Source organism: Deinococcus sp. AB2017081 (assembly GCF_034440735.1).
Taxonomy (GTDB): Bacteria; Deinococcota; Deinococci; order Deinococcales; family Deinococcaceae; genus Deinococcus; species Deinococcus rufus.
The window spans coordinates 3,083,229-3,104,583 of the sequence record NZ_CP140098.1 but is presented as its reverse complement, the minus strand read 5'-3'; the positions used below and the strand labels follow the sequence as shown (position 1 = coordinate 3,104,583).

At 67.9% G+C, this 21,355-nt stretch carries 24 protein-coding genes and 4 tRNA genes; 10 read left to right on the top strand and 18 right to left on the bottom strand.

All coding sequences use genetic code 11. The features are described from left to right. The first annotated feature begins 31 nt into the window (after positions 1–31). Positions 32–823 (top strand): hypothetical protein, encoded by a 792-nt coding sequence (locus U2P90_RS15155; RefSeq protein ID WP_322472791.1) that lies wholly within the window; start codon positions 32–34, stop codon positions 821–823. 18 nt (positions 824–841) lie between these two features. Here U2P90_RS15155 and U2P90_RS15150 read toward each other — a convergent pair whose 3' ends face one another. Continuing rightward, the gene (locus tag U2P90_RS15150) at positions 842–1,477 is read right to left on the bottom strand and encodes a tetratricopeptide repeat protein (RefSeq protein WP_322472790.1); all 636 of its coding nucleotides are present in this window, start codon (positions 1,475–1,477) and stop codon (positions 842–844) included. A gap of 93 nt (positions 1,478–1,570) precedes the next feature. Here U2P90_RS15150 and U2P90_RS15145 point away from each other — a divergent pair, with 93 nt between their 5' ends. The 3 genes from U2P90_RS15145 to U2P90_RS15135 are packed head-to-tail and all read left to right on the top strand — an operon-like array spanning position 1,571 to position 3,008. Next, positions 1,571–2,140 carry a DUF2239 family protein gene (locus tag U2P90_RS15145; protein WP_322472789.1) on the top strand — a complete coding sequence of 190 codons (570 nt, stop codon included), beginning with the start codon at positions 1,571–1,573 and terminating at the stop codon, positions 2,138–2,140. Then, positions 2,137–2,454 carry a GIY-YIG nuclease family protein gene (locus U2P90_RS15140; RefSeq protein ID WP_322472788.1) on the top strand — a complete coding sequence of 106 codons (318 nt, stop codon included), beginning with the start codon at positions 2,137–2,139 and terminating at the stop codon, positions 2,452–2,454. Before U2P90_RS15145 ends, U2P90_RS15140 begins: the two co-directional genes overlap by 4 nt. An 8-nt stretch (positions 2,455–2,462) precedes the next feature. Further along, positions 2,463–3,008: a hypothetical protein gene (locus U2P90_RS15135; protein WP_322472787.1), complete on the top strand. Its 546-nt coding sequence runs from the start codon at positions 2,463–2,465 to the stop codon at positions 3,006–3,008. A gap of 81 nt (positions 3,009–3,089) precedes the next feature. Here U2P90_RS15135 and rplL read toward each other — a convergent pair whose 3' ends face one another. The 9 genes from rplL to U2P90_RS15090 all read right to left on the bottom strand — a co-directional run bounded on the left by rplL (position 3,090) and on the right by U2P90_RS15090 (position 7,891). Beyond that, positions 3,090–3,455, bottom strand: a complete 366-nt coding sequence (rplL, locus tag U2P90_RS15130) for a 50S ribosomal protein L7/L12 (RefSeq protein WP_136390114.1) — start codon at positions 3,453–3,455, stop codon at positions 3,090–3,092. A gap of 51 nt (positions 3,456–3,506) precedes the next feature. Continuing rightward, positions 3,507–4,004 (bottom strand): 50S ribosomal protein L10, encoded by a 498-nt coding sequence (gene rplJ / locus U2P90_RS15125; protein WP_322472786.1) that lies wholly within the window; start codon positions 4,002–4,004, stop codon positions 3,507–3,509. 213 nt (positions 4,005–4,217) lie between these two features. Then, on the bottom strand, positions 4,218–4,919 hold the full coding sequence (rplA, locus tag U2P90_RS15120; RefSeq protein ID WP_295821919.1) for a 50S ribosomal protein L1: 702 nt from the start codon (positions 4,917–4,919) through the stop codon (positions 4,218–4,220). Next, on the bottom strand, positions 4,912–5,346 hold the full coding sequence (rplK, locus tag U2P90_RS15115; protein WP_136390117.1) for a 50S ribosomal protein L11: 435 nt from the start codon (positions 5,344–5,346) through the stop codon (positions 4,912–4,914). Before rplK ends, rplA begins: the two co-directional genes overlap by 8 nt. A 164-nt stretch (positions 5,347–5,510) precedes the next feature. Continuing rightward, positions 5,511–6,083 (bottom strand): transcription termination/antitermination protein NusG, encoded by a 573-nt coding sequence (gene nusG, locus U2P90_RS15110; protein WP_322472785.1) that lies wholly within the window; start codon positions 6,081–6,083, stop codon positions 5,511–5,513. After that, complete coding sequence (gene secE / locus U2P90_RS15105) at positions 6,080–6,271, bottom strand: preprotein translocase subunit SecE (RefSeq protein ID WP_295821924.1); 192 nt, start codon at positions 6,269–6,271, stop codon at positions 6,080–6,082. Before secE ends, nusG begins: the two co-directional genes overlap by 4 nt. A 70-nt stretch (positions 6,272–6,341) precedes the next feature. Then, positions 6,342–6,509, bottom strand: coding sequence for a 50S ribosomal protein L33 (gene rpmG, locus U2P90_RS15100; RefSeq protein WP_022800165.1), 168 nt, complete (start codon positions 6,507–6,509; stop codon positions 6,342–6,344). 138 nt (positions 6,510–6,647) lie between these two features. Continuing rightward, on the bottom strand, positions 6,648–7,241 hold the full coding sequence (locus U2P90_RS15095; RefSeq protein ID WP_322472784.1) for a hypothetical protein: 594 nt from the start codon (positions 7,239–7,241) through the stop codon (positions 6,648–6,650). A gap of 89 nt (positions 7,242–7,330) precedes the next feature. Beyond that, complete coding sequence (locus U2P90_RS15090) at positions 7,331–7,891, bottom strand: pyridoxamine 5'-phosphate oxidase family protein (RefSeq protein ID WP_322472783.1); 561 nt, start codon at positions 7,889–7,891, stop codon at positions 7,331–7,333. Between the two features lie 83 nt (positions 7,892–7,974). Here U2P90_RS15090 and U2P90_RS15085 point away from each other — a divergent pair, with 83 nt between their 5' ends. Then, complete coding sequence (locus tag U2P90_RS15085) at positions 7,975–9,462, top strand: M48 family metallopeptidase (RefSeq protein WP_322472782.1); 1,488 nt, start codon at positions 7,975–7,977, stop codon at positions 9,460–9,462. 79 nt (positions 9,463–9,541) lie between these two features. Here the strand turns inward: U2P90_RS15085 and tuf are convergent, their stop codons facing one another. From tuf to U2P90_RS15060, 5 genes are all read right to left on the bottom strand, one after another. Further along, entirely contained in the window at positions 9,542–10,759 is a 1,218-nt protein-coding gene (tuf, locus tag U2P90_RS15080) for an elongation factor Tu (RefSeq protein ID WP_322472781.1), read from the bottom strand. Between the two features lie 155 nt (positions 10,760–10,914). Then, positions 10,915–10,989: transfer RNA gene (locus tag U2P90_RS15075), tRNA-Thr, on the bottom strand. Between the two features lie 7 nt (positions 10,990–10,996). Then, positions 10,997–11,069 (bottom strand) — tRNA-Gly (locus U2P90_RS15070). Positions 11,070–11,097: 28 nt separating this feature from the next. After that, positions 11,098–11,183: transfer RNA gene (locus U2P90_RS15065), tRNA-Tyr, on the bottom strand. A 25-nt stretch (positions 11,184–11,208) separates the two neighbouring features. Beyond that, positions 11,209–11,284: transfer RNA gene (locus tag U2P90_RS15060), tRNA-Thr, on the bottom strand. A 225-nt stretch (positions 11,285–11,509) separates the two neighbouring features. Here U2P90_RS15060 and U2P90_RS15055 point away from each other — a divergent pair. From U2P90_RS15055 to msrB, 3 genes are all read left to right on the top strand, one after another. Beyond that, positions 11,510–13,444: an ABC transporter ATP-binding protein gene (locus U2P90_RS15055; RefSeq protein ID WP_322472780.1), complete on the top strand. Its 1,935-nt coding sequence runs from the start codon at positions 11,510–11,512 to the stop codon at positions 13,442–13,444. Beyond that, positions 13,441–15,306 carry an ABC transporter ATP-binding protein gene (locus U2P90_RS15050; RefSeq protein WP_322472779.1) on the top strand — a complete coding sequence of 622 codons (1,866 nt, stop codon included), beginning with the start codon at positions 13,441–13,443 and terminating at the stop codon, positions 15,304–15,306. The genes U2P90_RS15055 and U2P90_RS15050 overlap by 4 nt, the downstream gene beginning before the upstream one ends. A 121-nt stretch (positions 15,307–15,427) precedes the next feature. After that, on the top strand, positions 15,428–15,892 hold the full coding sequence (gene msrB / locus U2P90_RS15045; protein ID WP_322472778.1) for a peptide-methionine (R)-S-oxide reductase MsrB: 465 nt from the start codon (positions 15,428–15,430) through the stop codon (positions 15,890–15,892). Positions 15,893–15,900: 8 nt separating this feature from the next. On the opposite strand, the gene U2P90_RS15040 is transcribed toward msrB, so the two are convergent. The 3 genes from U2P90_RS15040 to U2P90_RS15030 all read right to left on the bottom strand — a co-directional run bounded on the left by U2P90_RS15040 (position 15,901) and on the right by U2P90_RS15030 (position 20,011). Then, positions 15,901–16,422, bottom strand: coding sequence for a CAP domain-containing protein (locus U2P90_RS15040; protein WP_295814729.1), 522 nt, complete (start codon positions 16,420–16,422; stop codon positions 15,901–15,903). Between the two features lie 139 nt (positions 16,423–16,561). Next, entirely contained in the window at positions 16,562–17,755 is a 1,194-nt protein-coding gene (locus U2P90_RS15035) for a S8 family peptidase (protein WP_322472777.1), read from the bottom strand. 225 nt (positions 17,756–17,980) lie between these two features. After that, positions 17,981–20,011 (bottom strand): phosphodiester glycosidase family protein, encoded by a 2,031-nt coding sequence (locus U2P90_RS15030; protein WP_322472776.1) that lies wholly within the window; start codon positions 20,009–20,011, stop codon positions 17,981–17,983. A gap of 149 nt (positions 20,012–20,160) precedes the next feature. On the opposite strand from U2P90_RS15030, the gene U2P90_RS15025 reads away from it, so the two are divergent. Both U2P90_RS15025 and U2P90_RS15020 read left to right on the top strand, forming a co-directional pair. Beyond that, entirely contained in the window at positions 20,161–20,646 is a 486-nt protein-coding gene (locus U2P90_RS15025) for a roadblock/LC7 domain-containing protein (protein WP_295814725.1), read from the top strand. A 52-nt stretch (positions 20,647–20,698) separates the two neighbouring features. Next, positions 20,699–21,289 (top strand): GTP-binding protein, encoded by a 591-nt coding sequence (locus tag U2P90_RS15020; RefSeq protein WP_295814722.1) that lies wholly within the window; start codon positions 20,699–20,701, stop codon positions 21,287–21,289. Positions 21,290–21,355 lie beyond the last annotated feature (66 nt).

Below are 21,355 nucleotides of genomic sequence, written 5' to 3'. Positions count from 1 at the left end.
ATCACTCCAGCCCTGCCCTTACGATGGTGACGTGGAGTCCCTGCAACCCTACCTGCCCGTGATCTTCAACATCCTGCGGCTGCTCGCCGTGATCGGCCTGATCCACGCGATCGCCACGCGCCAGCAGGTGTACTGGATGTTCCTGCTCGGATTCGGGGCGCTGCTGGGCAGCATCTTCGGTCTGATCGGCGCGGCGGCCTACACCTTCATGGTACTGATTCCCAGCCTGCGCGGCGGCACCCGTGCGGCTGGACGCGCCGTGGCCCGTGGTGTGGACGCCCTCAAGCCGCTGGATGTCCGCATCCGCGAGGCCCAGAACGACCTCACCGAGAGTGACACCCTCCAGAACCGCGCCGATCTGGCCGCCCTGCAGGCCCGCGCCGGTCGCCCCGACGAGGCGCAGGCCACCCTGGAACCCCTGCTGCGCGGCATCTATGCCGATGATCCGGTCGTGCTGCTCACCAGCGCCGAACTCGATCTGGCCCGTGCGAATCCGGCGGCGGCCGAGGACAAGCTGAACCGGGTCGATCTGCGCACCAGCGCCGCCACCCGCACGCGCACCCTGACCCTGCTGGCCCAGGCGCAGGACGCCCAGGGCAAGGCCGACGCCGACGCCACCTTCCAGCAGGCGATGGTCGCTGCCACCACCGAGGAGCCCCGTGCCCGCTACGCCGCGTTCCTGATCAAACAGGGCAGGGGAGAGCAAGCCCGCACGATTCTGGAACAGATGGCCAAGACCGAGTCCCGCGCCACGCCGCTGTATCGCCGCCAGGAGCGCGAATGGTTCCAGATGGCAGCGGGGCTGAGGCGGGAGTTGAAGTAGCGTCTCCTTCCCCAGCGCTCATGGCTCGGCGTGACGTGTCCACCGCTCCTGAATGTCCTGAACTGCGCTGTCTGCGCCAGCAGACGTGAAGGCCCGTTCTGCGGCGGCCCAGTGCCTCAGCGCCTCTGAACGCTCGCCATACTTCGCGTGCCAGTCGCCCAGACCACGATGGGCACAGCCCAGGGTGATGGAATCGGTGGTGCGCCAGGCGGATTCGAGCGACTCCTCGAAGTGTGTTTTCGATTCTTCCGTGTGTCCCAGGTGCAGGGCGACGAACCCCAACTCGTAGGCGTTGATCGCCACGGCCAGCGGATCGTTTCCGAGGCCTTCGATCATGGTGCGCTCCTCCTGAAAACACCGCGCGGCAGCTTCCCAGTCGCCTGCCAGGCGCTCGACCATGCCGATCTGGTGCAGGACGACGTGTTCGGGCAGAGCAGACGCGCCCGCCCTGGCCTCGTGCCGGAGCTGCGTGTAGATATCTCTGGCGTCGTCGACGTTTCCGGTATGTGCCAGGCAATAGCCCAGGCCGAAACGCGCCTCGTACCGCTGAGTATTGATGGTTTCCGGGTCGGCCAGGACAGCACGGAACGATTGTTCGGCGGCGGCATAGTCGTCCTGGGCAATGAGGTTCCAGCCGCGTTGCATCCCGTCCATGCCGACAGTATCCAGTGCCCGGATCGTCAGGCAGGCCATTCATATTACCCGGCTAATATTGCGCTTCGAGTTCTACCCGGCTACTATTCCGATATGGACACCGAGCCCACCTACACGATCTTCCTCGGACAGCAGCGGCTGCGGACGGCTCCGCTGCGTGAAGTTCTGGCTGCCCTCAAGGAGCTTCACCGCACGACCCGCGACCCGCTGCTGGTCTTCAATGACCATACCGGCCGCACCATCGACTTTGACCTGTCCGGCACGCTGGACGAGGTGCTGGCCCGCGAGGCTCCGGCCCCGGCGAGACCCGGCCCTGGCCGCCCGAAACTCGGGGTGGTGTCGCGTGAGGTGTCGCTGCTGCCCCGCCACTGGGACTGGCTGGAAAGTCATCCCAACGGGGCCTCGGCCGCGCTGCGCCGGCTGATTGACGAGGCCCGCAAGGCCGACCCGGCCGCCGAGCGCCGCCGCATGGCGATCCTGCCGACCGACCGCTTCCTGACCGTCATGGGCGGCGACCTGCCCGGTGCCGAGGAGGCCAGCCGCGCCCTGTACGCCGGAGACGGCGCGGCGTTCCGCTCGCTGGTACAGGACTGGCCAGAGGACATCCGCCTGCACGTGCTGCACCTGTCCGCACCTGCCTTCGAGCTGGAGGCAGCGACGTGAGCGCGGTCGTTCCCACAGCCCGCCCGGGCATCTACCGGATCACGCATCGGCCCAGTGGCTGCAGCCTGCTGCGGGTCAGCGTGAACGTGGACGCCGTCCTGAACCGTATTCGCTTTGAACTCCAGACCGGCACCCACCGCCACGCCGTCCTGCAACACGACTGGACAGCCGACGGCGCTGACGCGTTCGAGTTCACGGTGCTGGACACCCTGGCGCCCGGTGACGTGACTCCCGCGACCCTGCGCGATGACCTTGCTGGGCTGCTGCTGCTGTGGCAGGAGCACCTGGAGCCGTCTCTGCCGTGCCGGTACTGACGCCAGACATGACGGCGGCCGAGCTGGAACGGCTGGCTGGCCATGACGATCACGCCGTGCGGTGCGCGGTCGCTGCCCACCCGAACACCCCACCCGATGTCCTGCGTACACTGGCACCGACCTGTCCCGGTGAGGTGCTCGGCAATCCCGGCCTGCCCCTGCTGCGGCTCGCGCACCCGCGCCTGATCCTCGACTGGCCTCGTGATACGCAGCTCACCCTGATCCGCCACGCCCTCGCGCCCCGCTGGCTGCGCCGCTTCGCCATGACGCACGCACAGAGCGACTTCCAGGTGGCGCTGGCGACCAACCTGGCCCTGAACGCGGAGGATGTGGCGGCCCTCGCCCATCACGGCGCGTGGCAGGTGCGGGCCCGGATCGCGGCCCGGCCGGAACTGCCGCCCGCCCTGATCGAGGCGCTGTCTGCTGACCCGGACTACGGCGTCCGCATGTACATCGCGGCGCGTGCCGATCTGCCCGGGGCCAGCGTGGATCGGTTGCGCCGCGACGCTTCGGTGTTCGTGCGGCAGGTGCTGGAACAGGGGCAGCGGACATAGGGCGCCGGCCGCCTGAAACGTGTCATACCAATGAAAAACCCCCACCTTGTGGCGGGGGCTGCATTCCGGTGAGATCCGGGATTACTTGAGTTCGACCTTGGCGCCGGCGGCTTCCAGCTGGGCCTTGATCTTCTCGGCCTCGTCCTTGGAGATGCCTTCCTTCAGGGCGCCGCCCTTCTCGCTCATGTCCTTCGCTTCCTTCAGGCCCAGGCCCGTGATCGCGCGGATTTCCTTAATGACGTTGATCTTGCTCGCGCCGGCGTCCACCAGCACGACGTCGAACTCGGTCTTCTCTTCTTCGGCAGCGGCGGCAGGGCCAGCGGCGGGGCCGGCAGCCACGGCGGCAGTAACGCCCCAGGTCTCTTTCAGACCGTCGATGAGGTCCGCGAGTTCCATGATGGTGAGGGTGCCGAGCTGGTCAATCAGAGCCTGTTTGTCGTAAGCCATTGTTGTGTCCTCCGGAAGTGGATTGGGTAATGCTGGAGCGGGATGCGCGGTTTACGCGCCCTGCTCTTCGAGTTTGGTCTTGTAGGCTTCGAGGATACCCACGAAGTTCGACAGGTGGGCGCTGAGCACGCCGACCAGTTCGGCCTGGAGCTGCTGCTTGCTGCCCAGGCTGGCCAGACGCTCGACGACCTTCACGTCGACCTTGTTGCCCTCGACAAAGCCGCCCTTGATGGCGGGAATGCCCTTGTCGTTGCTCTTGGCGGCGTCGCTCAGGGCCTTCGCCACACCGGCGGGGTCGGTCTGGGCCAGCACCAGGGCGCTGGGGCCTTTCAGGGCGTCCGTGAAGTCACGGCCACCGTCCTGAAGGGCACGGTTGATCAGGGTGTTCTTGGCAACGATGAGCTGCCCGCCCTTCTCGCGGATGTCCTTGCGCAGTTTGCCCAGCTGGCCGGCGGTCAGGCCCTGGTAGTCGACGACGTAGAACGTCTCGATGTCCGTCAGGCTCTTGTGCAGGCTCACCAGGGTCTGCTGGTTCTTTTCGTTCGCCACGCAGTACCTCCTAGGTGGGAACAAGTCCAGGTGCAGCTCGAGCAGTCTCGCAACATGCGGTCGCAGCCTGGCAACTCGGCGGGATCTTTAAACGTTGGCGCGTCCCCGCTGTCTTTGGTGCCGGAATGAGGGCGTATTGGAAGGGTGCATCACGCTGCACCGGAATGCCGGAAGTGGGTGGGGAAGGGGAGAACTCCCGCTTCCCCGGGTGGATCACGCGCTGGTGCCGCTCGACAGGGTCAGCGGAATGCTCGGCCCCATGGTGGTCGTCAGGTACGCGCTGCGGAGGAACACGCCCTTGGCGGCGCCGGGCTTGGCCCCTTCCAGGGCGGACAGCAGGGCGCTGAAGTTCGCGCTCAGGTTGGCCGGATCGAAGCTGGCCTTGCCGATGGGCGCGTGCACCACGCCGGTCTTGTCGTTGCGGAACTCGATGCGGCCGGCCTTGAGGCCGCGCACCATGCCCGTCACATCCGGGCCGACCGTGCCGCTCTTGGGGTTGGGCAGCAGACCGCGCGGCCCGAGCAGACGCGCGAGCTTCTGGCCGATCGCAGCCATCATGTCAGGCGTCGCCACGACGGCGTCGAAGTCCATGAAGCCGCCGGCGATGCGCTCGATCAGCTCGTCGCTGCCGACGGTGTCCGCGCCCGCAGCCTCGGCGGCGGCGAGGTTGTCACCCTTGGTGATCACGGCGACGCGCACGGTGCGGCCGGTGCCGTGGGGCAGCGCGACGGTGCCGCGCACGTTCTGGTCGCTCTTGCGGGGGTCGATGCCCAGACGGAAGTGCACTTCGACGGTCTCGTCGAACTTCGCGGTGGCAATGTCCTTGACCAGTGCGGCGGCCTCATCGATGGTGTACTGCTTGTCGCGGTCAACCTTGCTGACCAGCGCGGCGTAGCGCTTTCCGTGCTTAGGCATTGGGAGCCCCCTCGATGGTCACGCCCATGGAGCGGGCGGTGCCGGCGACCGTGTTGGCGGCGGCTTCGACGCTGCCCGCGTTCAGGTCGGGCATCTTGGTCTTTGCGATTTCCAGCACCTGATCCCAGTTCAGCTTGCCGACCTTGGCCTTGTTGGGGGTCGGGCTGCCCTTCTGCAGGCCGGCGGCCTTGCGGATCAGGTAGCTCATCGGGGGGGTCTTGGTGATGAAGGTGAAGCTGCGGTCGGCGAAGATCGTGATCTCGACCGGGATGATCGCGTCACCCTTGTCGGCAGTCTGGGCGTTGAACGCCTTGGTGAACTCCATGATGTTCGCGCCGTACTGACCGAGCGCCGGGCCGACCGGGGGGGCCGGCGTGGCCTTCCCTGCCGGGAGTTGCAGCTTGACAATCCCCATGACTTTCTTCATTTGGTTCCTCCTTAGCTCCCCCAGCGCACGCCTGCGCGGCTCCGGGGTGCTGACGCTAAGTCCTGCGTCCGCGCTCTGGCCGTGTGGCCGGGGCGGATTGACAGCAACTTTTCGATTTTACTGCACGGTGCCCCGTCCTGCCAAGCAGGGGTCGGGCCAGCCGCTTACTTGGCGACCTGCGCGAAGTCCAGCTCGACCGGGGTCTCGCGGCCGAAGATGCTCACGAGCACCTTGACCTTGGACTGCGGGATGTTGACCTCGCTGATCACGCCGCTGAAGTCCGCGAAGGGGCCGCCGGTCACGCGCACCATGTCGCCCGCCTTGAGATCCACCTTCACGCGCGGGGCTTCCTCGACCTTGGGCTGGGCCGCCACGCCGACCGAGGCCAGCAGGCGCTGCACCTCGTCGAAGGACAGCGGCACCGGGCGGGTGGCCGTGCCGACGAAGCCGGTCACGCCGGCCGTGCCGCGCACGACTTCCCACGACTCGCCCAGCTCGCCGGGCGCGTCGTCGTCCTCGACGTCCATCTGGACGAAGACGTAGCCGGGGAAGAGCTTGCGCTCGACCTCGACCTTCTTGCCCCCGTCCTGGAGTTCGACGGCCTTCTCGGCGGGCTGGAGCACCTGGAAGATCTTGGTGCCACGCATGCCGAGTTTTCCGGCGCGGTCCATCAGCTGCGACTCGACGCGGTCTTCCTGACCCACGTAGGTGTGCACGGCATACCACTCGATACTCATCCGATACTTCCTTGCAGGATCAGCCGGATGACGTTGCCGAAGACCACGTCCATCAGCCAGGTGACCAGCGTGAGTGCCACGACGAAGATCAACACGGCCTGGGTTCCCTCGAGCACCTGGGCGCGCGTGGGCCACGAGACGCGTGAGAGTTCCGCGCGCGAGTCGCGGAAATACTGGATCAAGTTCATGCATTCACCTGCGTCAGTACGTGAGGAGAGGGGCCGGGGCGGTGCCGGGCAGGGGTGCCCGGACACGGCATCAGACCTTCTTCTCCTTGAAGACCACGTGCTTCTTGGCGACGGGGTCGTACTTGCGCAGTTCCATCTTGGCCTGCGTGTTGCGGCGGTTCTTGGTGGTCGTGTAGTAGAAGCCAGTTCCAGCGCTGCTTTCCATCTTCACGATAATGCGGGGGCCGTCCTTCGCCATGTGACTCTCCTTTCGCAGCCGTCACGGGTGTTCGGGCTGCTCCCAGCGCCCGCTCGCGCGGGTTCCCCGCTTCCGGGGAGTTCGCTGGTAAAAGCCCGCCTTGTGGCGGGCAACATTCCAAGTATAGGCACTGACGGCTCAGGTGTCCACTGTGGGGCCGGTCACGTGCCGGAGCGTCTGCTGCACGTAGCGCGAAGGATCGTGTCGCAGGGCGGCCCGTTCGCCGGCGTCCAGGTCGGCCCGGCACGCGACGGCCAGGCGGACACTGTCGTCGGGATCGCCTGCGAGCCGCTGCAGCACGTGCCTGGGCACCTGCGGCCGGGCGGCGATCCGGGCTCGGATCAGCCATGCCGGATGGCGTGACAGGGCCTCCACCGCGTCCGTGCCGAGGCGGGTATGGCTCGCCAGGGCCACCTGCACCTCGATTCCTGGATGCCGTTGCATGAGGTTGAGCAACCACAGCGGCGCGTCCTGCAACCGCAGCAGGGCGAGCAGCGCCGGCACCGGCCAGCGCAGCAGCAGGCCCGGCTGGGCCAGGCGCAGCAGCGGCAGGGCCGGGTTGCCCAGCACCTCGGCGGGGAAGTCCCCGGCCAGCGTGCCCAGGATGTCCGGCGAGGTGTTCGGATGGGCGGCGACCGCCCGCCGCACCGCGATGTCCCGGCTCAGCGAGAGGTTGGCCAGTTCGGTGGCGGGCAGTCGGGCATTGAGGGGGTGGGGCTGTTCCGGTGGCATCCAGACGACCTCCCAGTCCGGGCAGACGAGCGATCTCCAGCATGACGCGCCACACGCTGCTCAGCCCGGTACACGGTGGGGAACACCCGTCAGGACACTGTGGCGTGTGTGTCCGGAAGACCGGTGGCGAAGCCGTCGATGCTCCGGGTGTTCTTGCGCTGCCGGTAGTCGTCCAGCTGCTCCGGGGTCTGTTGGGCGGCCCAGACATTTAGGTCATCCCGATCGCCGCGGAAGTCCATCAGCGGCACGGCCATGCCACACGAGGTCTGCACCAGATCCACGTCCAGCACGAAGACCTGCCGCGCCCCGGGCAGCGGGGGGAACAGGGCGGCCAGATCGTTCCACTCCCGGTCGCCCGGCTGTACCGTCCTGGCTGTGCCGTACAGTCGCAGGATCAGTGGCGGCCCCTCCAGGGCACAGAACATGACGGTCATGCGCGGCAGCTGGCGCAGGTGCGCGGCGGTCTCGTTGCCGCTGCCGGTCACGTTCAGCCACGCCACCCGGTTCGGCCCCAGCACGCGCAGGCTGTCCATGCCCTTGGGCGACACGTTCACGTGCCCATCCGGTGCGGCCGTCCCCACGAAGTAGACGTGCTGTGCCTCAATGAAGGCCTTCAGATGGTCGCTGATCGCCGGAAGCTGCTTCGCCATGCTCCAGGGTAGGGGATCCACTCCCCCCCAGTGACCGCCTCATGTGTGCAGCCACGCGGTGGAGGGATAAGTACAGTGAAGAAATGATGAACACTCCCGGCTCCCTCCGTCGCCGGATGGTCATTGCGGTGCTGCTAATGATCGGCTTCTACGTGCTGGTCTTCGTGCTGGCCGGCGCCCTGATTGCGCTTCCCATCGCGGAGGTCTGGTACCTGCACCGCATCCACCCGCAACTGGCGCTCGGCTGCGTGATCGGCGCGGTCGTCATCCTGCTGGCCGCATTTCCTCGTTCGCCCCGGTTCGAGGTGCCTGGCCCCCGCCTGGAACCCCGTGACCACCCACGCCTGTTCGCGGAACTGGAGGGGCTGGCCCGTGCCAGTGGCCAGGCCATGCCGTCCGAGGTCTACCTGCTGGGCGACCTGAACGCCTGGGTGACCGAACAGGGCGGTCGGTTCCGGCCGGGCCGCCGCATCATCGGCGTCGGACTGCCCCTGATGCAGCTCCTGAACGTGGATGAATTCCGCGCCGTTCTGGCACATGAATTCGGACACTATGCCGGCGGCGACACCCGTCTGGGTCAGGTGGTGTTCCGTACCCGCGCCTCGCTGGAACGCACGGTCGGCGCGCTGCGCGAGGGAGATTCGAAACTCTCGTTACCGTTTCAGTGGTACGCGACTGCGTTCCTGCGGATCACCCAGGCGATCTCGCGCCGACAGGAGTTCGCCGCCGACCACTTCGCGGCACAGCACGTCGGATCGGACGCCATGGCCGGTGGGCTGGTGAAGGTGCATGGTCATGCCATGCCATACGCGATGTACTGGCAGAGCGAGGCCGTTCCTGTCCTTCGGTCTGGCTTCCGGCCCCCGCTGGCCAGTGGCTACCAGCGCTTTCAGGACGCGCCGGATGTCCGCACATCCCTGGCGCAGGTTCATGCCCAGGACGCCGAGGAACAGAGCGACCCGTATGCTTCGCACCCGTCGCTGCACGATCGCCTGGGTGCGCTGGGCGGACAGCCGCCCTTCACGACGAACGATCCTCGCCTGACCCTCACCGGCCCGAGCGCCGAGACGCTGCTGTCCGATCCAGACAGGGCCGAACGCGCCCTGCTGACCTTCATGACCGGCACGGATGCCCCAGCCCTTCAGGACGTGGCGTGGGAACACGTCGGCACGCGGGTCATCGTCCCCGCCTGGCGTGAGATGACGGCTCCTCATCACGACGCTCTTGGGCGCTGGACACTGCGCGAGCTGCCGGATCTGATCTCGCTGGGCGCACCATTCGGGAAGCTCCTGAACGCCCTGAACGTGCCCTACGACCAGCGCGGGCAGGCCCTGGCCATCGTGAGTGCGGCCCTGGGCCTGCGGCTGCACGACGCCGGGTGGGACATCCACTCCCTGCCGGGCGAACCGATCACCCTGACCAGTGCGGGCCGCCGCGTCCGCGTGCACGACCTTATTCAGGGTCTGGTGGGCGGGGGTGCCGCCGCAGAGGACAGCCGGTATCAGCTGGAACAGACCGGGCTGATCGATCAGCCCCTGGCCGGCCCGGTCACCGCATTCACCGCCGGTTGATCGGAACCCACGGAGCGCAGCACAACAAGAGGAGCGGGCCGCTCGTGCGGCCCGCTCCTCTCCTGGCTTCAGGACTGGATTACTGGATGACCTTGGCCACGACGCCGGCGCCGACGGTACGGCCGCCCTCGCGGATGGCGAAGCGCAGGCCTTCTTCCATGGCGATCGGCTTGATCAGTTCCACCACGAACGTGATGTTGTCCCCGGGCATCACCATCTCCACGCCCTCGGGCAGTTCCACCACACCCGTCACGTCCGTCGTCCGGAAGTAGAACTGCGGCCGGTACCCGCCGAAGAACGCGCTGTGACGCCCGCCTTCATCCTTGCTCAGCACGTACACGCTCGCCTCGAACTTCGTGTGCGGCTTGATGCTGCCGGGCTTGGCCAGCACCTGACCGCGCTCGACGTCATCGCGCGCCACGCCACGCAGCAGCACGCCGACATTGTCGCCCGCCATGCCGCTGTCCAGCAGCTTGCGGTGCATTTCAATCCCAGTCACCGTGGTCTTGCGCGTGTCGCGCAGCCCCACGATCTCGACTTCGTCCTGCACCTTGACCACGCCACGCTCCACGCGGCCGGTCGCCACGGTGCCACGCCCGGTGATGGTGAACACGTCTTCGACCGGCATCAGGAACTGCTTGTCGGTGTCGCGCTCAGGGGTCGGGATGTACGCGTCCACCGCGTCCAGCAGTTCCCAGATGTGGTCGACCCACTTGTCGGTGCCGCGCTGGGTCTTGGGGTTCTTCTGCAGCGCTTCGAGGGCCTGCAGCGCGCTGCCCTTGACCACCGGCAGGTCGTCACCGGGGAACTCGTACTTGCTGAGCAGTTCGCGGACTTCCATCTCGACGAGCTCGAGCAGTTCTTCGTCGTCGACCATGTCGACCTTGTTCATGAACACGACGATGTACGGCACGCCGACCTGACGGGCCAGCAGGATGTGCTCGCGGGTCTGGGGCATCGGGCCGTCGGCGGAGCTGACGACCAGGATGGCGCCGTCCATCTGCGCGGCACCGGTGATCATGTTCTTGACGTAGTCGGCGTGGCCGGGGCAGTCGACGTGGGAGTAGTGGCGGCCCGGGGTCTGGTATTCGACGTGGGCGGTGTTGATGGTGATGCCGCGGGCCTTTTCTTCCGGGGCCTTGTCGATCTGGTCGTACGCCAGGGTTTCGATGGTCGGGTCGGCGGCGGCGGCCGTGAAGGTGATGGCGGCCGTCAGCGTGGTCTTGCCGTGATCCACGTGGCCAATCGTGCCCACGTTCACGTGGGGCTTCGTGCGCTCGAACGTTCCTTTCGCCATGGTGCTGTTCCTCCTGAGATGGATCTGTCCGGATTCCGGACAAGCCTTGCCAGTTTACTCGCCCGCGTGGCAAACGCAAAGGGCCGGGGCTCCAATACGTGTGACCACAGGACTCAAGGGGGCGCGGCCTGCAGGATCTGCAGGCCGCGCCGGTGTGGAGCTTCTGGTCGGGATTGAACCGACGACCTCTCCCTTACCAAGGGAGTGCTCTACCACTGAGCTACAGAAGCGGGAAAAAGCGGGAAACGAGACTTGAACTCGCGACATTCAGCTTGGGAAGCTGACGCTCTACCAACTGAGCTATTCCCGCAGACGATGCCAGAGAGAAGCGGAAAGTGTGGTGGGCAGGGGCGGATTCGAACCGCCGTACACGTACGTGAACAGATTTACAGTCTGTCGCCTTTAACCACTCGGCCACCTACCCACACTGTCGGCACGATAGAGCGCTGTGGAGCCACCCAGGAGAATCGAACTCCCAACCTTCCGATTACAAGTCGGGTGCTCTACCAGTTGAGCTAGGGTGGCACCGTCCCTTGCGGAGCGTTGGGTGCCCCTGAGCGCGGAAGTGCCTGCGTGGCGCAATCACTTCCGGCTGGGAATAGTAGCACCGGCCCCCAGGGGTGTCAATCGTTCCTTAAGTTGGCCCGCAGATGCGCCATTACGCGCATTTCCCAGTGGGCCAGGAAGCGTATGCTGGCCGCCGCACGGGCGCACAAAACGCCCGAATTGTCGCCCTGAACGAGGTTTCTCTTGGAAAGTCTACGTACCCTGTGGCCGTACCTGATGCTGCACAAACGGCAGTACGTGATCGGCCTGAGTGCCATTGCGATTGCCAACGCGGTGAACCTCCTGCCGGCCTATTTCATCCGCTGGACGATTGACGGCCTGACCGGACAGGTGGATGGTGACCCGGCCACCCCCGGCCTGACCCTGACGGTGGCCGGGCTGTACGCCCTGGGCATCATCGTGGCCGCCCTGATCGCGGGCGGCTTCACGCTGCTGATGCGCCGCATGATCGTCGTCGCGTCCCGGCAGAGCGAGTACGAGGTCAGGCGCGACATCTTCGCCCACCTCCAGACCATGGACAAGGCGTACTACGACCGCGCCCGCACCGGAGACCTGATGAACCGCCTGACCGGCGACCTGGGCGCGGTGCGGGAAATGCTGGGCTTCGGCGCATGGCAGATCGTGAACATCGTGTCGGGCTTCGTCACGGCCTTCGCGGTGATGTTCAGCCTGAGCTGGCAGCTCACATTGATCGTGATCGCGCTGATCCCGGTGATCGTGGGCATCCTGTCGTACCTGGCCCAGCAGATCAACGTGCGCCACAAGGCCGCGCAGGAGCAGAACAGCACGATTGCGGCCATGGCCCAGGAGAACTTCAGCGGGGCGCGGGTCGTGAAGGGCTACGCCATCGAAGACCGGGAGATCGCGAACTACCGCGAGATGAATCTGGAGCTGCTGCGCCGCAACATCGCCCTGACCAAGGTAGACGGGCCGCTGAGGTCGTTCACGACTCTGCTGATCGGCATCGCCTTCGGGCTGATCCTGCTCGTCGGCGGCCGCCTGATCCTGTACGGCGGTGCGGGCGGGGCTTTCACGATCGGCATGCTGGTGCAGTTCCTGATCACGGTGGGCCGCCTGACCTTCCCCATGATGATGATCGGCTGGATCACCGGGGTCACGCAGCGCGGGCTGGCGTCGTGGCTGCGGCTGCGCGAGCTGCTGGATGCCGGGGCCCAGATCCACGACACGCCCGGCCGCACCGATCCGACCATCCGCAGCCTGCGGGGCGAGGTGACGTTCGAACATGTGACCGTGAAATATGGCAGCGCCACGGTGCTCGACGACGTGAACCTGCACATCCCCGCCGGTACCTTTGTGGGCGTGACCGGCCCCACCGGCAGCGGCAAGACCATCCTGATGCAGCTCCTGACCCGCAGCATGGATCCCAGCAGTGGCGTGGTGCGGATCGACGGGAACGACGTGCGCTTCATTCCGCTGGAGCGGCTGCGCGACCATATCAGCGTGGTGCCCCAGGAACCGTTCCTGTTCAGCGACACGATCGCCAACAATATCGGCTTCGGGATCGAGGCGCGTGACCTGCCGGTCGTGCCCACCGGGGTGACCGTGGTCGGACTGCCCCCCACGCCAGAGATCCCACAGACCCCGGATCCGGCGCGGATTCGCAACGCCGCCCGCCTGGCCGGACTGGACGGCGACATCGAGGGTTTTCCCGAGGGGTACGAGACCATGCTGGGCGAGCGCGGCGTGACGCTGTCGGGCGGTCAGCGGCAGCGCACCGCCATTGCCCGCGCCATCGTGCGTGAGCCCAGCATCCTGATCCTCGACGACAGCCTGTCGGCCGTGGACACCGAGACCGAGCGCCGGATCCTGGACGGCCTGCGCGAGGTCAGCCAGGGCCGCACCGTGATCCTGATCGCCCACCGCATCAGCACGCTGCGCCACGCGGATCACATCGTCGTGCTCGATCAGGGCCGCGTGACCGAGCAGGGCAGCCACGATGAGCTGCTTGCCCAGGGCGGCCACTATGCCGAACTCGAACGCCTCCAGCGTCTGGCGAGCGACCTCGACACCGACGACGAGCCCGTGGCCGATCCGGAAGACGCCGCCGACAAGCTGGAAGACCGCCTCCCCCTGGGAGCACAGGAAGTGAAGTCATGACCCAGGCCGAAGACGCCTTCTCCAAGAGTTTCGACGCGCAGCTGACCAAACGCATCCTGGGGTATCTGAAGCCCTACCGGGGGCTGGCCGTGCTGGGCGTGCTCCTTGCGCTGGTCACGGCGGCCATCCAGCCCCTGCCCACGCTGCTCCAGCGTTACGCCATCGACCACGCCCTCCAGCCCTTTGCCAGCAATCCCAGTCAGGATCCCGCGCCGCTGTATCAGGTGCTGCTCGTCGCGTCGCTGGGCTACATCGCGCTCCAGGCGGTGGCGTTTGCCGTCACATACTTCTCGACGCTGGCGATCGGGTACCTGGGCCAGAACGTGCTGCGCGACATCCGGGCCGACGTGTTCACCAAACTCCAGCGGCTGCAGCTGAGCTACTTCGACCAGAACCCGGTCGGCCGCCTGATCACCCGCGTGACCAGCGACGTGGACGCGATCAACCAATTCATCACCGGCGGGCTGATCTCGCTGATCACCAGTTCGTTCCTGATCATCGTGTACATGGTCGTCATGCTGACCATCGACTGGCGCCTGTCGCTGATCGCCTTCACGGTGCTGCCGATCCTGTACTTCGCGACGAACTACTTCCGGGGCAAGATGCGGCTCGCGTACCGTGACACCCGCATCCAGCAGGCGATCGTGAACACCAAGCTCAACGAGAACATCACCGGCATGCTGACCGTCCAGCTGTTCGGCCGCCAGCGCCGCAGCGCCCTGGACTTCGATCACAGCAACCGCGCCCTGCTCAGCGCCAACGAGACCAGCGTGAAGTGGTTCTCGCTGTTCATGCCGGTCGTCGCCATCCTGGGTCAGGTGGCGGTTGCCCTGGTGCTGTTCTTCACGGCGCGTCAGCTCCTCGGCCCGGACGCCGTCGGCACCGGACTGGCGGCCGCCGTGACGGTCGGGACGCTGTTCGCCTTCGTGCAGTGGACCCAGCAGCTGTTCCAGCCCATCCAGGATCTCAGCGACGTGTTCAACACGCTGCAGGCGGCGATGGCCAGCGCCGAACGCATCTTCGGCGTGCTCGACACCGACGAGCAGATCACCGACAAGCCGGATGCTCAGCGCCTGGAGCACTTCTCGGGCCGTGTGGACTTTGACGGTGTGTGGTTCGCCTATGACGGCAGCGTGACGCCCCAGACCCCGGACACCGACGACCGCTGGATCCTGCGCGGCCTCGACCTGCACATCCAGCCCGGCGAGAGCGTGGCGCTGGTCGGTGCGACGGGCGCCGGCAAGACCAGCGTGACCGCCCTGGTCAGCCGTTTCTACGACGTGCAGCGCGGCAGCGTGAGGGTGGATGGCCACGACGTGCGCGAGCTGGCCCAGCACGACCTGCGCCGCCACGTGGGCGTGGTCTTGCAGGACGTGTTCCTGTTCGCCGGTACCATCGAGGGCAACCTGACCCTGAACAACCCCGAGATCAGCCACGAACGGGTGGTCGAGGCGTGCAAGTACGTCGGCGTGCACGACTACATCCTGTCGCTGGAGGCCGGCTACCAGACCGAGGTGCGCGAGCGCGGCGCGACCCTGAGCACCGGCCAGAAACAGCTGCTGGCGTTCGCCCGCGCCCTGATCCAGAACCCGGACATCCTGCTGGTGCTCGACGAGGCCACGGCCAACGTGGACACCGAGACCGAGATCCGCATCCAGAACGCACTGGAGAAGGTCATGCTGGGCCGGACCAGCATCATCATCGCGCACCGCCTGAGCACCATCGAGCGCTGCGACCGGATCGTGGTCATGCGCCGGGGCCGGATCGTGGAACAGGGCACCCACACCCAGTTGCTGGCCCTGGGCGGCTACTACGCCCGCCTGCACCGCCTGCAATACGCCAGGAGCGAAGCGGCGGACTGAGGGCAGCCTGTGAGACGGGCGCCCGGCCAGACGGTCAGGCGTCCGTTTCCTGTCGTCTGGACGACGCGACAAGCGGCGTTGCCCACGGTTGCGGCGCTGTCGCGCGCCTACACTCGGGAGCATGACCACCACCGATCCGAAGGCCCCGTTCGTGAAGCCCACGGACACCGAACTGCGCCAGACCCTGACGCCCATCCAGTATCAGGTCACCCAGCACGAGGGCACGGAGCGGGCCTTCACCGGCGAGTACTGGGATCACACCGGCGACGGCATCTATGTGGACGTCGTGTCCGGCGAGCCGCTGTTCAGCAGCCGCGACAAGTACGACGCCGGCTGCGGCTGGCCCAGCTTCACCCGGCCGATCCAGCGGGTGAGCCTGACCGAGAAAACCGACTACAAGATCGGCTACGCCCGCACCGAGGTGCGCTCGCCACTCGCCGATTCCCACCTGGGGCACGTCTTCCCGGACGGCCCGCGCGACCAGGGCGGGCTGCGCTACTGCATCAACTCGGCGTCGCTGCGCTTCGTGCCGGCCGATCAGCTGGAGGCCCAGGGGTACGGGGAGTACGCCGGCCAGTTCCGCTAGGCTGCCCGCTACCTGCGCGTGCCGAAGTCCTGCACCCAGTACGTGCCGTACGTGCCGCCGCTGGCCTGGACATACCCGATGCCGATCTCTTGCAGGTCGTCGGCCATGATCTCGGCGCAGTGGCCCGGGCTGTCGAGCCACGCCTGGACGACCTCCTGGGGTGTGGTCTGGCCGGCGGCGATGTTCTCGGCTGCCACCGCCCACGGGTAGCCGGCGGCGGTGATGCGCTGCGAGAAGGTGCGGCCGTCCTGGCTGTCGTGCGAGAAGTAGTTCTTCGCCGCCATGTCCTGAGCGTGGGCCTGCGCGGACGCCTCCAGCCGGGAGTCGTAGGCCAGCGGCGGTGCGGCGGCATACGGCGTCGCTCCACACACGCGGGCCTGGGCGCGGGCGGCGTTCGTCAGGTCGAACACCTCCCGCGTGAACTGCGCTGCGGGCACGGCGGTCTGGCCGGCACGGACGACGGACTCGGTGGGAGCGGTGCCACACGCACTCAGGAGCAGCACAAGCAGGGCGGGGAATGGGTGTCGCATCCTGCTGGCCATTCCAGCGGAAGGGCAGGAGCGTCGCCGTGCGCTATTGCGCGTCCGGCCGCCCAGATGGGGGAGCGGTGGGGGGAGATGCCCCCGGCAGATGAACCGCCGGTCAGCGCGGTGATCAGGGCGAATGTCGTCAGGTCTGTGGAGCCTGCACGAGACCCAGGCCCACATCCAGCTTGTCGACGTCCGGCACCAGGGGAGCGCGGGTCGCGTGGCCGCGCACAGCCGTCTCCAGGGTCAGGCGCGTCAGGTCGCCCGCCGCTGCCAGCGCCTCGACCCACAGGGCCGTGACGCCGGCCACGTGCGGAGTCGCCATGCTGGTGCCGCTGAAGGCGACCAGGCCGCCGCCCATCCGGGCCGACACGACGCCCACCCCCGGCCCGGCGACCGTTGCGCCCGTGTTGGAGAAGGGCGCGACGACCAGTCCCTGATCCGGTCGCCCGGCACTGCCCAGCCCCACCGCTGCCACCGACGTGAAGCCGTCGGCCGTGGCCGGCGGTGCGACGCTGACTTCCCAGTCCGGATCCTGCTGTCGTCGGCTCTCGTTGCCGGCCGCTGCAATCAGCTGGGTGGGTACCACGTCGCCGCCGAACGCGCGGGTGTAGTCGGCCAGCGCCCCGAACAGATCCAGATTGGCGCGGTAGTCCACCAGAGCCCGCGACGTGGCCAGCTCCGGGGGCAGCCCCTGGGTGATCAGCTGCGCGACCAGACCGGGAAAGTCCATGCCCAGCGACATACTGATCACGTGGGCTCCCTGCTGCGTGGCCCACGTGATCGCCCGCGCGATCCCCTCGCTGGTGCCGCCGCCATTGCTGCCCAGCACCTTACCGATCAGGGCCCGCTCCACCCCACGCGCCACGCCGATCCGCTGGCCCTCGACATCCCGCCCGAAGATGGTGCCGGCGCAGTGCGTGCCGTGACCTTGGTCGTCCACGCCGCCCTCGGCGTCATCCGGGCCGGTGAAGTCGCGACGGATCAGGGTCACGCCGCTGAAGGCCGGGTGCGACACGTCGATCCCGGTGTCGAGCACGGCAACCACCACGCCCGCGCCGCTGCGGGGGCTGGTATCGGCCCGCACGGCCTGCACGCCCCACGTCGGGCCGGTGGCGGTGGGAGCGGCCGAGCGCTGCACGGGGGTGATCAGGCGCACCGGCATGCTGGGGGCCACGGCCCGCACACCGGGGTCGCTCCGCAGCTCCTGCACGTCCCGGCGATCCAGGGTATGAACCTGCACGTCCGGCAGCGTCCGTGCGGCGGCAGCCTCGGCTCCGGCAGGGGGGGTGGACGGCGTGACGACGCGGCGCAGGACGAGAAAGCGCTCTTTCATGAAAACCCCCAGGATGCACGTCCACCACGGCACGGGCACACAGCAGGCCGGCCACGCGGCACCCTGAGGGCAGTGTAGGCGCTGGGGCCTGAGCCGCGTGAAGGGCGTGTCCGCCGGGCAGAGGCAGCGCGTGAGGCCCGGCGAACCGTGGGGATCGTCCGATGGAGGTCTGGGACGGCACCGGCCGAGTGCACGGCAGGCGGGCCCCGTCAGGGCGTCCGGTCGTCAGCGCCCGATCTGTCCCGCTGCGGCAGGCGACGCCGTTCCCGATCCCGCTGCGGCATCCCGGGGCACGAACACGATGGCGTTGGGAACCGGGCGGCTCCACACCGTGTTCAGGTAGCCGCCCAGGTCGCCGTAGCCCCCCGCCAGGTATGCCGTGGCGCTGCTGCCGCTGTCGAGGCGCACGGCGACCTGCACGCCGGCCGCCGCCAGGGCCGAGGCGAAGTCCTCCGGGGAGCCGTGCTCCAGGAAGGCGATCACCGGGCGTGAGCCGTGCATCCCGAAGCCCACCTGCCGCGTGGGCCGCCAGATGCTGGCCGCCGTGTTGAAGCCCTCCCGGACCGGGTCGAGCACCACCCGGCCCCCCGCCACCAGCAGCGGCCCCGCGCCCAGCGCGTCCACGGCCGTGTTCCACGGGGCGTCGCTGGCCTGCCAGTTCAGGGTGACGTTCAGTGGCTCGCCGGCGGCGCGGGGCAGCTGTGGAAAGCGCAGCGGATCGAAGGTGAAGGCCAGCACCCCCGCCGCCGGGATCACGGCTCCCACCCCGGCCCGCGTGACGCTCCCGGTTCCCGGTGCCACCTGAAGCGTCGTGAAGGTCGGCCCACCGACCGCCGTGCGCCCGTCACCCACGAAGGCGGTCAGGAGGGCCGCGTCCGGTCTGGCCCGCACGGCATTCACCGTGACGCTCCCGAACACACCGTCCAGCACGTAGCGCGGACGCGGGTAGCCGAACATCGCCTGGCCCTGCGCGGTGAAGCCCACCGTGCCGCGTTTCTCCAGGCTGCCCGAGGTCATCATGCCGCCCAGGGCGACCAGATCCACCGGCAGGTTGCTGGCCGGGTCGAAGTACCCGCCGTTCACGCCCGCCACCCCGCCCACGGCCCTCACCAGATCGGCCACGCCGGACGCCCGGCCCTGCGGCGCACTGACCACGCGGGGGGTCAGCCGGGTGGGGTCGAACTCCAGCAGGTGCAGACCGGCGCGGCGGGTGTAGGTCACACCCTCTGGCAGCGCGGCCGGATTCACGGGTGGCGGCACGCTGGCATCGGTGTACGTGACGGTGTCCACCACGATGCGGTAGGGCTCGTCCAGCGTGAACACGCTGCTGCGCCCACCCGCCGTGTCCAGCTGCACCGCGCTCCCGGACGGATTCGCCCGGATCGCCAGGGTGTCGCCGGAGGGCAGCGCCTGCGTCTGCGCCTGTGCGGTCACGCCCGGCAGGGTCAGGGTCAGGCCGCTGCCGCCCCGGCCCACGCTGTACGGCGCCACATCGCTGAATTCCAGCACCACCCGCTGCACCTCGACCGTGCGGTACATGCTGCGGCTGACCCGCACGGTGTCGAGGTTCGCCAGGGCACGGGTGGACACGGGCGGCGGCGCGACCGGCACACCCGGCACGAGCGGCGCGGCGGGCTGGGCCGGGGTGGGCACCGGCTGGAGTTCGGTGCCCGCCGGGGCCGGCAGCGGTGCCGGTGCAACTGCGGACGACGGGGTGGCCGGCGGCGACACGATGGTCGTGGTGGCCGGCGGTGTCGTGGCGGGCGGCGGCGTGACCGGGGGAGCCACGGGCGGCGTGGCCTGTGGGGCGGCGGGCGGCGTCACGGCCGAGGACGGCGGCAGCGTCGCCGTCGGCACGCGGGCCGGCGCGGCGAAGTCCAGGAGGTTCGGCGTGTCGGCCAGCACCGTGACGCCCAGGGCCCGAACCGCGTCCAGCGGCACCAGCAGGCTGCCCTCCAGCACCTGGGGGAGGGGCAGCGGACGGGCCAGCGTGACGCCCAGGGCCCGCCACCCGGTGACCGGGGTGAAGCGCAACTCGCGGCCGTTCAACACCAGGCGCAGGTCGCTCAGCTCGTTGCGGACGCTGATCCCCAGTCGGGGCAGCGCCCACACGGGCAGCAGTTCCACGCCGCTGAGAGACCGGGAATCCAGGCTGGACGGCTGCATGAACCCGCCGATCGCGACCGGTCTGGCTCCGGCCACCCCCAGCGCGGCCAGGCCGGCCGACATCATCCACGTCCTTAAGCTGCGCTTCACGCGGGCGAGTGTACAGGGCGGCCCTGACGTGATCATGAACGCTGGATGCCGTGTCCCGGCGGGCGGAGCGCCCGGACACCGGCACGCGTGATCCGGGCCCCGGATCCGTCAGGCTCTTGTGCGAATCCGTACCCTATGCTGCACACCATATGATTGAACCCTCGCTTGAGCTGTACGGCGCCGCGTATGAACGCGTGGATCAGCAGCTTCAGGATCTTCTCGACACCACCGGTGTGCGCTACGGTCTGCTCGTCGACCGCAAGGGCTTCGTGCTGTCGCACAAGGAGGCCCTGTGGGCCCCGCGCCCGCCGGCCCTGGATTCGGTCGCCACCCTGGTGGCCAGCAACGCCGCCGCGACCGCCGCGCTGGCGAACCTGCTGGGCGAGCGCACGTTCAGCGAGCAGATCCACCAGGGCGAGAACGGCACCCTGTACGTGGAATCCGTCGGCGACCAGACGCTGCTGACCCTGATCTTCGATTCCAGCGTGCCGCTGGGCAAGGTCAAGGTGTACGCCAAGAAGACGGTGGCGCAGCTGGCCGCGATCCTGGACGAACTCAAGGACGCACCGACCGTGCAGCTGGGCGAGGACTTCAACAAGGGCGTGAACGCCCTGCTCGACGACCTGCTGGGATGACTGTCATGTCGCGCCCCCACCCGTCACAGGATCAGCCACAGGAGACCGCGTCATGAGCACCATCAACTTCGCTGCCCGGGAGATCAACTGCAAGATCGTGTACTACGGTCCGGGCATGAGCGGCAAGACCACCAACCTCAAACACGTCTTCTCACGCGTGCCCGGCCACCTGCGCGGCGACATGGTGTCGCTGGCGACCGAGGACGAGCGCACGCTGTTCTTCGACTTCCTGCCGCTGGATCTGGGCACCGTGCAGGGCTTCAAGACCCGCTTCCACCTGTACACCGTGCCGGGGCAGGTGTTCTACAACGCCAGCCGCAAGCTGATCCTGCGCGGTGTGGACGGCATCGTGTTCGTCGCGGACAGCGCCCCGGACAGACTGCGCGCCAATGCCGAGAGCATGCGCAACCTGCGCGAGAACCTGGCCGAACACGGCATCGACGTCAAGGAGGTGCCGATCGTGCTGCAGATCAACAAGCGCGATCTGCCGAACGCCCTTCCCGCCGACATGATCCGCTCGGTGATCGATCCGGGGAAGGAACTCCTGCTGTTCGAGGCCATGTCTGACAAGGGCGTGGGCGTGTTCGAGACCCTGAAGACCGTGAGCCGGCTGGTGCTGGAGCGGCTGTCGAAGAACAAGTAGAGGGATAGGTGATGAGGGTTGAGCGATGAGGCAGGAGCGCGTCTCCACTCATCACTCAACCCTCTT